The 12,510-nt window shown below is 41.5% G+C and carries 8 protein-coding genes; 6 read left to right on the forward strand and 2 right to left on the reverse strand.

Going from position 1 to position 12,510, the window contains the following annotated elements; all coding sequences use genetic code 11:
• Positions 1 to 178 precede the first annotated feature (178 nt).
• From ACSAZL_RS07890 to mprF, 3 genes are all read left to right on the forward strand, one after another.
• Entirely contained in the window at positions 179 to 694 is a 516-nt protein-coding gene (locus ACSAZL_RS07890) for a hypothetical protein (protein ID WP_440948144.1), read from the forward strand.
• A 20-nt stretch (positions 695 to 714) separates the two neighbouring features.
• Positions 715 to 1,206, forward strand: a complete 492-nt coding sequence (locus tag ACSAZL_RS07895) for a hypothetical protein (protein ID WP_440948145.1) — start codon at positions 715 to 717, stop codon at positions 1,204 to 1,206.
• Between the two features lie 460 nt (positions 1,207 to 1,666).
• Complete coding sequence (mprF, locus tag ACSAZL_RS07900; protein WP_440948146.1) at positions 1,667 to 4,222, forward strand: bifunctional lysylphosphatidylglycerol flippase/synthetase MprF; 2,556 nt, start codon at positions 1,667 to 1,669, stop codon at positions 4,220 to 4,222.
• 30 nt (positions 4,223 to 4,252) lie between these two features.
• Here mprF and ACSAZL_RS07905 read toward each other — a convergent pair whose 3' ends face one another.
• Complete coding sequence (locus tag ACSAZL_RS07905) at positions 4,253 to 4,969, reverse strand: type 1 glutamine amidotransferase (protein WP_440948147.1); 717 nt, start codon at positions 4,967 to 4,969, stop codon at positions 4,253 to 4,255.
• 356 nt (positions 4,970 to 5,325) lie between these two features.
• Here ACSAZL_RS07905 and ACSAZL_RS07910 point away from each other — a divergent pair, with 356 nt between their 5' ends.
• Both ACSAZL_RS07910 and ACSAZL_RS07915 read left to right on the forward strand, forming a co-directional pair.
• Positions 5,326 to 6,441 (forward strand): trypsin-like serine peptidase, encoded by a 1,116-nt coding sequence (locus tag ACSAZL_RS07910; RefSeq protein WP_440948148.1) that lies wholly within the window; start codon positions 5,326 to 5,328, stop codon positions 6,439 to 6,441.
• Between the two features lie 100 nt (positions 6,442 to 6,541).
• Positions 6,542 to 6,805, forward strand: a complete 264-nt coding sequence (locus ACSAZL_RS07915) for a carboxypeptidase-like regulatory domain-containing protein (RefSeq protein WP_440948149.1) — start codon at positions 6,542 to 6,544, stop codon at positions 6,803 to 6,805.
• A gap of 1,382 nt (positions 6,806 to 8,187) precedes the next feature.
• On the opposite strand, the gene ACSAZL_RS07920 is transcribed toward ACSAZL_RS07915, so the two are convergent.
• A complete protein-coding gene (locus tag ACSAZL_RS07920; RefSeq protein WP_440948150.1) occupies positions 8,188 to 9,111 on the reverse strand; it encodes a TolB family protein in 924 nt (307 codons plus the stop codon).
• 546 nt (positions 9,112 to 9,657) lie between these two features.
• On the opposite strand from ACSAZL_RS07920, the gene ACSAZL_RS07925 reads away from it, so the two are divergent.
• Positions 9,658 to 12,432: a PKD domain-containing protein gene (locus ACSAZL_RS07925; protein WP_440948151.1), complete on the forward strand. Its 2,775-nt coding sequence runs from the start codon at positions 9,658 to 9,660 to the stop codon at positions 12,430 to 12,432.
• Positions 12,433 to 12,510: the final 78 nt, after the last annotated feature.

The raw sequence follows: 12,510 nt of genomic DNA on the forward strand, positions 1-12,510 counted from the left end.
AAAGTTATTTTTCAGATTCTATCCAATAATGGTGGATTTAAATTTTTATCACTCAAGACAAAAATTTATATAGTCGGACGCTTTATATATAGCTTGAACCATATTCTTTCATGAGCAAGATCTCTCAAGAGAAGGACCTGTTCCAAATATGGCTCCGGAAATGAATTAAGGGTTATTTATGCCTGATAATGAGCAGAATTATTCCAGGGCTACAACAGAATATTCCAGAGTAATTCCGGTATGGAAATTTGCGCTGTTTTCTATAGCATCTTTAGGGCTTTATCAACTATACTGGAACTACAAAAGCTGGGAGTTTCTTAAAGAAAAAGACAATCTTGAAGTTTCTCCTTTCTGGAGAACATTTTTTATGCCAATTTTTCTGTCTTCCCTATTTGACAGGTTTTCTGATATGCTTAAAGCAGACGGCCACCAGACGAGTTATCCAACACCGCTTTTAATAATTATATGGGTCATTCTGAATACATATTGCCCATATGCAGAAGGTCCTATATGGCTGGCTTACTACCTATCTTTCTTGGCGCTCACCCCTATTTTAAGCGATCTGAATGTATACTGGAAAGACGTATCTCCCGAACTTCCTGAAAAACTCCTTACAGCCTGGCAGATAGTTCTACTAATGGCAGGAATATTTTTCTTTTTCATAATCTTATTGGGCACACTAATTCTTGAATAAAAATCGGGTTAAGGGTTATTATGAATGAGAACAAGCAGAATTATTCCAGAGTACTTTCTGTCTGGAAATTTGCACTTTTTTCTATAGCATCAATGGGATTTTATGAGTTTTACTGGAATTATAAAAGCTGGAAATTTTTTAAAGAAAAAGATAATCTTGATGTCTCGCCTTTCTGGAGAACGCTCTTAATGCCTCTTTTCATGTCTTCCTTATTCGACAGGTTTTCCGATATGCTTAAAAAAGAAGGTCATCGTGTCAATTATCCAACAGCAATTCTCATAATTTTCTGGATATGGATAAATACTACTAGCATATGGAAAGAACCAATCTGGCTACTTGCCCATCTCTCTTTTCTGTCATTCATTCCGATTTTAAATTCCCTTAACGTTTACTGGAAAGAAAAATCACCTGAACTTTCAGAAAAATCCCTTACAATAAAAGAGATAATTTTCCTTTCAGTGGGAATACTCGTTTTCCTCATCGCCCTTACGAGTTCTTTCAGTCTGGATTAAAATTCCACGCAGGGACAGGCATCCATTCAGATATTCATCCCCTGGAAAAGTTTTCAATTTCAGGACAAATAGTATGCCTCCGCCAGCCTGTCTGGTAGCCATTCCCAAAAAAGAAAGAAAAACAGAATTGAAAGAGAGATTAGACTGAAGTTTGTGCCGACGATCTTTTGAATTCTCGTTCGGACTCAAAAGTACAATCAGCAACTCTCACTTCCTATCTTTTGTCTTCTCTATTTTTTCTCTTTTTTTTTATCGGGCCAGGCTGATTTCCTGTGATTCCGAAACACAACTCTGCCGGAGCGACTCTGCCTAAGCAACTATAGGCGTGAGCAGGCAGCTACTGACAAAAAATATATTAACTTTAAAAGAATAGTTCAACATTAGAAATTTTAATCCTGAGCTCTGTCTTGAACTGAAATACTGAACTCTGATCTCTAACGTAAAAGGATGCTCGATCCTGATGAAAGAAAACGGCAGTATACAGGAAAAAGCCCTTAAAGTAGTCAGTTATCTTTTACCGGGAATCATCTTTGCCCTGGCTTTATGGACTCTGGACCAGCAGCTGAACCATCTGCGTTCGAGTTATATTCTGAAAAGTATTGCCAGCGTTCCCCTGAGCCATATAGGAATTGCCGTTTTTTTCACTATTTTGAGCTATACGGTTTTAACGGGATACGATTACCTTGCAACCCGCCATATCAACCATCCCCTTTCTTATAAACAGGCTGCCAGTTCTTCTTTTATCAGCACGTCCATCAGTTACAGTACGGGGTTTAATTTCCTGACCGGAAGCTCTCTCCGCTACAGGCTGTATTCGATATACGGGCTGACTTTCCTTGAGATATGGGAAATTATAGTTTTTTGTGTCTCCACTTTCTGGGTCGGGTTTTGTTTCATTGCAGGCCTGCTTTTCACATTTTATTCTGTAAAGCTTCCGGCTTACTCCTCTGAGATCCCGGTCCAGCTGAATCTCATCGGGATTCTTTTACTGCTGCTTCTTGCTGCATATTTCTTTTTTTCATTCCGGAAACGGGATTTTGAGATAAAAGGCTACAGGATCAGGTTCCCTGAACCGAAAATTGCTTTCCTGCAGCTTGCTTTATCCTCAGCTGACTACCTGCTCTCAGGAAGCATAATCTACTTCCTCCTGCCCTCAAATTCTCAGCTCACCCTGCTTCACGTACTTGTATTCTTTGCACTGGCCCAGCTGGCAGGGCTGATAAGCATGGTCCCCGGAGGGCTTGTCGTATTCGAGACCGTGATGCTCTTTATGCTGAAACCTTATTTCGGCACGGTTGATGTGATAAGGCCTCTTTTGATCTTCAGGGCCGTTTATTATTTCCTTCCTTTCCTGCTCGGGTTCCTGGCTCTTATCTTCTGCGAATTTGAAGCTAGAAAAGAGTTCCTGAAAAAAGCCGGAAAGGTTACTTATTCCAGCTTCTCGGAGGTAACTCCCCAGATCTTTTCGGTCCTGATCTTTCTTGGAGGAATTTCTCTCCTCTTTTCCGGAGCTCTCCCTTCAAACCCCGAATACCTGCGTGAACTCCCATACATTGTCCCTCTTCCTCTCATCGAAGCTTCAAGGTTTTTCGGAAGCATAATCGGTTTTTTGCTCCTGCTTCTGGCAAACGGGCTCTGGAAGAGGATCGACGGGGCTTATGTGCTCTCCCTTATAGTCCTTTTACTGGGCGGGATCTTTGCCCTCCTGAAAGATTTTAATTACCAGGAGGCTGCGGTGCTTTTGGTTTTGTCTGCCTTTTTGCTCCCCTCAAGGAAACACTTCTACAGGAAGTCCTCACTTCTGCACCAGTCCTTCAGCAGGGAAAATATAATTGCCATAATTCTGGTGCTTGTAAGCTTCATCTGGCTCGGGCTGTTTTCCTATAGAAACGTTGAGTACTCAAACGAACTCTGGTGGCAGTTCGGGGTAAATTCCCAGGCTTCGAGCTTTTTAAGGGCTGTCGTGGGAATCTTTTTCATGCTTCTGGTCTTCGGAGTCATGAAAATGCTGAGCCCTTTTTCCAAAGACATCCACCTTCCCGGGCCTGAAGAGCTTGAGCTTGCAAAAGCTATCCTCAAAGCCAGTCCGGAAACCTGGGGAAACCTTGCCCTTACAGGAGACAAATACCTGCTTTTTGATGCCCGGAAAAAGGCATTTTTGATGTACGGAGTCTCGGGAAAGAGCTGGATTGCTATGGGAGATCCGGTCGGGGAGAGCGACCAGATAAAAGAGCTGATCTGGGACTTCTATGAAATGAGCAAACTGCACCAGGGAAGAGCCGTCTTTTACGAGATAAGCGAAAAATACATCCCCATCTATCTCGACCTTGGCCTGACCCTGATCAAAATCGGGGAAGAAGCAAAAGTCCCCCTGGACTCCTTTACTCTGGAAGGAAAATCCGGCAAGGACTTCCGCTATGCCGTGAAAAATGTAGAAAAAAAGGGGTACTGGTTTGAAATTATCCCGCCCGAAAAGGTAATCATCCTCATCCCAGAACTTAAAAAAGTCTCTGATGCCTGGCTGGAAATGAAAACCGGAAAAGAAAAGGGGTTCTCAGTCGGGTTTTTTGATGAGAAATATCTCAGCAATTTTCCGCTTGGCATTGTCAGGAACGAAGACGAGATCGTGGCTTTTGCAAACGTCTGGACAGGAGCGGATACGGAAGAGTTCAGCATCGACCTTATGCGCTACAATTCCAGTGCCCCGGCAATGGACTACCTTTTTGTCAAACTCATCCTCTGGGGAAAAGAGAACGGATACAAACACTTTTCTCTCGGAATGGCTCCCCTTTCAGGCCTTGAAAAGAGACAGTTTGCCCCACTCTGGCACAAAGTCGGGGCTTTGATCTTTGCCAACGGGGACTATCTTTATAACTACAAAGGTCTGCGGGCTTATAAAGAAAAATTCAATCCGGCCTGGAACCCGAAATATATCGCTCTCCCCACAGGATTCAAGAAAAGCCTTGCCCTGAAAGATATTGCAGCCCTGATCTCAGGGATGAAGGATCTTTTCTAAGTGTTCAAGAACGTAATTCTTTATCCCGTTTTATTCCAGTTTTCCCTTCCCGGCTATTTTTTCAAACTTATCCAGCACCGCAAACATGAATTTTTTTGTCTCAGCCAGATATGTCTCCTGTCCGAGCATCTCTTCCTTTCTCTGGATAAACGGCCCGTTTACAATTTCTTCCCCGAACCGCCGGATCATGGATTCAACCCTTTCTTCATTCATTTCCGGGTGAAACTGGAGCGCTACAACCCTGCCCTTATAAATAAACCCCTGATTTTTACACCCTTCACTCCGGAAAAGATGTACAGCCCCCTCAGGGAGGTCAAAGGTCCGGGAGTGCCAGTGAAAAACAGTGATCTCTTCCGGCAGCCCTTTGAGAAATTCTGGTTTATTTTCTTCTGTCCGGACCGCCTTTAAAAGAAACCAGCCCATTTCCCGGTTCCCGTTTTCATAGACGCGGGCGCCGAGGACGTCAGCAAGCAACTGCGCCCCCAGGCAGATCCCGAGCACGGGCTTTTCTGCTTCGATTGCCTGTTTTATGAAGGCTTTTTCGTCTCTTAACCAGGGGTTTTCGTCGTAGTCGTAGATTCCCATGGGTCCGCCCATGATTATGAGAAGGTCAAAAGTGTCGAGAGCTGGTGGGTTTTTGGTTTTGTAAAAGCGGGTCGACTCAAGGGGATTGCCTCTGGTTCTGGCGTATTCTTCAACTGTGCCGAGGGTGTTGAGGGCGGAGTGCTGGAGGACGTGGATTATCATGGAAGATCAGCTTCGAATTTTTGAATTGTAACTTGCTTTATTGAATTATGATTTAAGGTTCTTGTAAAAGTTTATTCACTCTTTCGTATGTAATTCTTGTGCAAAACTTCCAAAATTTATAAATAAATAAGTTTTTCCCGGTATTCCTGTCGCTTCTACTTGAATAATGTCAGGGGACTTACTATTGGTTCTTACCTTAATATATACGATAAAAGTGAAATCATGATTATTATAAAAATGCCAAATTAAAACCTATCTCATCTTTTTTATCGGATCGGGCCAGTAATTAGGGTTGGCCTGCAGTAAAATTGTCAAATCAAAACATTTTCAAATTGAAATAAGGGATAAGAGGGGGAATGACTATATCCAAGGAATCTGAAATCCCGATCTCTTCGAAAGAGTATCTGGGAGATATTGAAGAAGGGTTTAAGGGGATTTCCGAAGAGAAAGAAATGCTGGACCTGGAAACCGGTCCGGAAACAACAGCCTATTACGAGATTGAAGAAGAAACCGAGGAACTCGAAGACCATATGGAAGTTTCAAGCGGGAAACCTGAAGAGTATCAAGGTGAAATGGAAGCTCCGGAATATGGGCTTGAAGGCATGCCTCCAATCACGGAAAGTGAGCTTGAATTCGGGCTGAAGGAAGGCTATGACGAAAAAATTCTGGAAATGGACCGGGAGGATGTGGAGGCTCTGGAAGACGAAACCTATTTGCTGGACGCCTGGTACGCAGAGTTTGCCGATCCCGCTACCGTGGCAATGGTGAGGCAGCAGCCCAATCTCAGCAGGACCACTGCGGAAGTCGTGATTGGACAAGATGACCGTGTGCAGATCACAAACACCACTGCTTTCCCATGGAGAGCCGTCTGTTCCTTGAAAATTACAGCTAAAGATGGGAGCCGGTGGATCGGTACGGGATGGCTTGTCGGTCCGCGCACTGTTATTACCGCAGGGCATGTTGTGTACATGCACAGCCGTGGGGGATGGGCAAGGAGTATAGAGGTAATCCCCGGCAGGAACGGTTCTGTACGTCCCTACGAGTCCTGCACTTCTTCGTATTTCCATAGTGTGAAAGGCTGGACCAAGAAAAAGAAACGCTCGCATGACTATGGAGCAATCATCCTGCCAAGCAGTTGCCAGTACGGTACCCGGCTTGGATACTTCGGGTATGCAAATTTAAACCGGTCTTCACTTAAAGGACTTAAGGTAAACCTTTCGGGTTATCCGGGAGATAAACCCTCGGGAACTCAATGGTGGCACGCACGCAGAATTAAATGGGTCACAGTGAGAACAATTGTCTACAATATCGATACTGCCGGCGGTCAAAGCGGATCCCCGGTTTGGTGGCTGACAAACGGCAAGCGCTATGCTGTCGGCATCCATACCAATGGTTCCCCTTCGGGCAACTCGGCTACGCGCATAACCAAGCCGGTGTTTGATAACATAAAGCAGTGGAAAAATAACCCCTGAGATAAATTCGGTATCTTGCAAGATTTGAAGCTAAAGGACTGCAAGTATCGAAATATAGATGGGAATATCAGAGACGAGGTAACGAGAGGAGAAATGCTGGATGGAAAGAGGATCCATAGCCGGTCGGGTAACAAATGCAAATAATGAACCTGTAGTCGATGCCATGGTTATGGTCACAGGCCGCAGTCCGTCTCATAGAGATATCGCCTCTGTCACGGATGAACGGGGTGAATATATACTTGACGAACTCATCCCCGGAGATTACGAAATTCTGGTCAATTCCGAAAGCCATGGTATACAGACAAGACAAACACATGTTGAAGCAGGTATTGTTACCCGACTCAATTTTTCTTTTATTCGCTGATCAGGCTCTGGATACCTTTTTGAGAACTGGTCCATCTCCTTATACTCTTTTTCAAAAATCCAGCGGTAAATACGTTTGCTAGTACATCGATTCCAAATTGTTCAACCTCTTCATCAAAAGACTATGGATGTTTTGGTTCCATTCAACTTGATGAACGGCTTTGCGACTATCAATCAGGGGTTTTTGGCGTAGTCGTAGATTCCCACGGGACCGCCCATGATTATAAGGAGGTCAAAAGAATCCAGAGCAGGCTGCTTTTCGGTTTCTTAAAAGCGGGTTGATTCAAGGAAGTAGCCTCTGGTTTTAGCGTATTCCTCGATTGTGCCGAGGGTGTTAAGGGCGGAGTGCTGGAGGACGTGGATTTTTATGTGTAATCAGTTTAATTTTGGTGGGTGAACTTTTAGAGTTTTCCATTCCCCTATGATTAAGGAGACACCAACTTTTAGTCAGTCAATTAAATATTAACGCCTCCGCCGGCTTGTCTGGCGGCCCTGCAAAAAAGAGAGAAAATTGAGGCTAAGGGAAAATATTGAAAAGAAGTGTTTCTTAGATAGTTTTAGCTTTTTATCTGCCCCTTGACAGGGTTTTGGTTTTTTTCACTTTTTAGCTTTTTCAGCATTTTTCAAGTTATTTGTATCATCTTTTTCTTCTTATTTGTCTTTTGGAAAAGGCCGCTCTCCTTCGTCGAGCGGGACAAGAACGACGTGATAAGGCAAATAACGTTGTACAGGTCAATATTCAGCTCTATAATTTTAAGCCCGTTTTTGTTCGCAATAAAAAAAATTCACAGGGTATTCGACTGAAATAAATTTATTTATATCTGAGAATGCAGTTGTAAAAGATGATAGACAATGAGACTTGACACTATAATCCGCAGTTTTATGATAGCATTTTTAATCTCGCTTATAGCATTACTTCTGGAATCGGCTTACTATGGGCTGCGTACCGCGAATTATTCGATTGCCAGTCCTTTTGCCAGTACATTTATAAATAACCCTTTAAATTCCGGAATAATCGCTCTGATATTTATTTCCAGCTTCGTGATGGCCTTAAACACGATATCTAAAAAAGAAAGAGCATAAAAAGACAGCTCACATATGGCTGAAGGGTATATTATCCCTGGGAGGTTATTGAAAGGTTTGATTGAGGTCGCCTTTGCTTTTCATATCAAGTATTTATAAAAGCTACAGCGGCTTACAATCTTCCATACTTCTTGTGCGCCTGTTCAGCTGTGAGAATATCGAAAACATAAACTTTCTTTTCTTCTTTATCTGCGTTGTAAATATCCCCCTTTAGTTAACCAAACCTTCCAATTATCACTTGTCCAGGGTCTTCTGATTTTATACTCCGTTCTATAACGAAAGAAGGCTTTTTCTTAAGTTTCAAGCTGAAAGATTATACAAATAGATGTTTCTGTCTTCCCGGTATTCCGGATCACTGCGTGAGTCAATGTATACAATTTTATCGTCGTAAATTGCGGGCTCTCTTGCATAAGTGTTGTTAGTAATGCGGGTTGTCTCATTAGTTGAGATATTGTACATGTAAATATCACTATGGAAGTTATCACCTTTTCCAGAGCCACTCATCCACACAATTCTATCCCCATATATACTTAGACAATATCCTGTCCAATTGGTATAAATTTGAGAAGTCTTATTTTTGTCAATATCCCGAATATAAACATTCGTTGAGCCGTTTTGGTCTTCTGTCCACATGACAATGTTTCCATAAATGTCAGGACTTCTTACTTTACCACCTATGCAATTTGAATAAATCTTGAGAGTCTTGTGTTTGGCAATATCCCTCATATAGACGTTCGTTGATCCGTTTTGATATTCTGTCCACACGACAACGTTTCCGTAAATATCAGGACTTCCTGATCTACCATCTATGCTGATGTCACTTACTCTCTTTGTGGGTATGTCGTATATAGAAATATTTCCAAGCCGCGTGTTTTTATTTTTCTGTACCCATACAATCCTGTCTTCATAAATGGAAAAAACATAGGTAGCATGTTCATAATCAGTTAATTGAACTTCTTTGTTGGTGATGAGATTGTATAAATATAAACTATTATACGGAGCAGTTTGATAATCGGCAGGCTGACCGTTCTCATATTTTGACCTTACATATACGATGTTATCACCATAGATCGCTGGTGTACTTGCATTAACGATTTTAATTTCTTTGCCAGTGGAAATGTTATACACTATCACGCTTCCATCGTCCCGCCATGTAATTTTATCTCCTTGAATAGATGGGCTACTTTCCGCATGTCCTAGTCCGGTTATGTTTCCAGTAGTCAAGTTATACATGGCAGCTCCGTTAACAAAAGTATCAGCTCATGTAACAATGTTGCCATAGATTGATGGACTCAATGTTAGCCTCGAACCTACGATCATAGTCTCTTTGCCAGCATTTGCTATTGATGTAAAGCTTATTAGAAAAATCAAAGCCAGTGCTAGATTTATTATTTTATTCCCCACATTAATCCCCATAAAGGATGTAATACTGGAAAACTACATCAACATTGCTGATCATTAACAATATGGGGGAAAAGAGAGAAAAACAATTGAAGGAAAGTACTTACTTTTTCAGCATCCAGTTATTGCTTTCCGGATAGAATCTACATTAGGCAGGCGTTATTTGCAATTATTTTGTTTTAACTACAATTACTGATTGTGTTTTTCATTTTTATTTGAATTAGCCGTTGTGTTTTTGACAACTCTAAATTGTCGTCATATTTAGAGTATTCAGTCAATCACAGATTGAAATTCAAAGGAAATAGTAAAAATTATTGAAAAACGGTAAGTAATAATATTTTTTTAATGAGGGGCGGTGAGGGTAAATAAATGGCAAATAAGGAAAAGTTACATTCAATACCTTTAGTGTTAATAGCATTATTTTTCGTATTTTTGGTTTCAAACTCAGCTGTAACGTTAGCTGCCCAGGAAATTAAGCTCTCAGAGGATATTGGAGTAAATGGAGAGACTTCTATTTACGGTGATAAAGTGGTGTGGTCATATTGGGACAAAATTCATCTTTATGACCTAAAAACCGGAAATGATACTATAATTACCATGCCTGAACATTATTATTACGTAGCACGTCCTGCTATCTATGATAATAAAATTGTATACTGTCTTTATAATGGAAATGAGAATCCAGTTAGGGTCAGACTTTACGTGTATGATATACTTAATTCTACAAGTTCACTAATCACAGAGAATTTGTCCCATTGTGTTCCTGATATTTACGGTGATAGAATTGTGTGGGCTGCGGAGCGCAACTACAAGACTGACATCTATATGTACGATATTCCCACTCATACACAAACTCAGATAACCACAAGAGGATCTGCAAGTAACCCTTCGATATATGGTAACAAAATAGTTTGGGAGGATTCTCGATGCAATGGAACTATTATGGATAAAAATAACAATTCCATTAGCAGAGATAGTATTTGCATTTATGACCTTTCCACTAAGAAGGAAACCAGGATCAACACTATCGGAAGAGCATATGATCCCGTGATCTACAGTGATAGGATAGTATGGCAGGATAGTCGCAATTCAGACTTTACTAAGGGGAGAGGAGATGTCTACATGTATAACCTCTCAACCGAGAAAGAAAGCAGGATCTCTTACAGTGGGCAGTCCTCGTTAGGTTCGTCTCCAGCTATCTATGGTGACAGGATAGTGTGGCAGGACCACAGCAACGGAAAATACAATATTTACATGTACAATCTTTCAACTCAGAAGGAGACTCAGATTACCACCAGTGGAAGTGCAATGGGACCTGATATCTACGGAGATAGGATAGTGTATAGGGATAATCGTCAAAGATTGCCCCCTGGTGATGGTTATTTTAGTGATGTCTATGTTTATGATCTCACTGCTGGACCCATAGAACCACAAGCTGGGTTTGTATCCAATGTGACTTCCGGGATAGCACCTCTAACGGTATTATTCACCGATACTAGCACTGGCGGAGTTCCAACTTCCTGGCATTGGGACACTGGTGACGGTATTTGCTCAACACATGCCATGAATGCAACACATACGTTTACAAAGACAGGGGTGTATAACGTTACTTTAACAGTTGAAAATGAAGCAGGCAATAGTGCGGTAACGAAACCGAATTATATTACTGTAACTCCCCCACAGCCACCAGTGGCAGATTTTTATGCTAATGTAACCTCTGGAAAAGCACCTCTAATGGTGTCTTTCTATGGTAGAATTATTGGCAAAGCTACAAGTAAAGGCGAAGAACCTATTTCCTGGTATTGGGATTTTGGCGATGGCATTTATTCAAAACACACCACGAATGCAATCCACACATCTCACACCACGAATGCAATCCACACATTTACAAAACCAGGGATTTACACAGTAAATCTTACCGTAGGAAATTTTGTGGGTAATAGTACAGCGACAATGCCAAATTACATAGTTGTTATCGATCCAAAAGCCCCCGATGCAAATTTTAGTAGTAACATTATCGAGGGTTATGCTCCCCTGACGGTACAGTTTAATGACACTTCTCAAAATGCAACGTCAAGGGTATGGGACTTCGACAGTAATGGAAAAGCAGACTCAACCGATGTAAATCCTGTTTATACATTTACAACGCCAGGAATCCATACTGTTAACCTGACAGTAAGAAATGCTTATGGCACTACCTCAAAAAGTGATACAATAATTGTACTTACAGAAAATGAGATCCGGATTACAACCAGCGAATTAGCATCCCATCCTGATATCTATGGTAACAGAATAGTATGGCAAGACCTTCGCAACGGAAACTACGATATCTACATGTACGATCTCTCCACTTCCAGGGAAACCAGGATTACTGCTAATGAATCAAATCAGACATATCCTTCACTCTACTGTGATAGAATAGTATGGCAAGATGATCGTAATGGACAGTATGATATCTATATGTACAATATATCTACTTCCAAAGAAACTCAAATAAGCACTAGCGGGCGCGCTCAGAGACCTAAAATATATGGTGACAGGATAATGTGGATGGATTATCGAACTAGAAATAAAGGTATTTACGTGCACGACCTATCCACTTCTAAGGAAATTCGGATAATTTCAAAAGGAATACCTCAATATATTAATATGCAAGGTAACTTGATAGTCTGGCATGATCTTCGATACATAAGTCCGGATATTTACATGTACGATCTCTCCACTTCCAAGGAAACTCAAATAACCTCCAATGGAGAAGCAACATTCCCTAACGTCTATGGTAACAGGATAGTGTGGCAAGAATGGCACAGAGAAGATGTCACCACCGATATCTACATGTACGATTTATCCACTTCCAAGAAGACTCAGATTACTACCAATAAATCAAGTCAATACTATCCTGCTATTTATGGTAATAAGATAGTATGGGGAGATTTCCGCAACGAAAACATAAATATTTACATGTACGATCTCTCCACTCAGAAGGAGACTCAGATTACCACTAGCGGAGGTGCACAAGATCCTGATATCTATGGAGACAGGATTGTGTATAAGAAGGATAGTCGCCAAAGATTACCCCTTGATGGTGTTTTTTTTAGTGATATCTATATGTATGATCTCACTGCTAGACCCATAGAACCATAAGCTGGATTTACATCCAATGTAACTCTGAAACAACACCTCTAACGGTGTTATTCGCTGCCACAAGTAAAGACAGAGCTA

The sequence above is a fragment of the Methanosarcina mangrovi genome, assembly GCF_052057765.1.
Taxonomy (GTDB): Archaea; Halobacteriota; Methanosarcinia; order Methanosarcinales; family Methanosarcinaceae; genus Methanosarcina.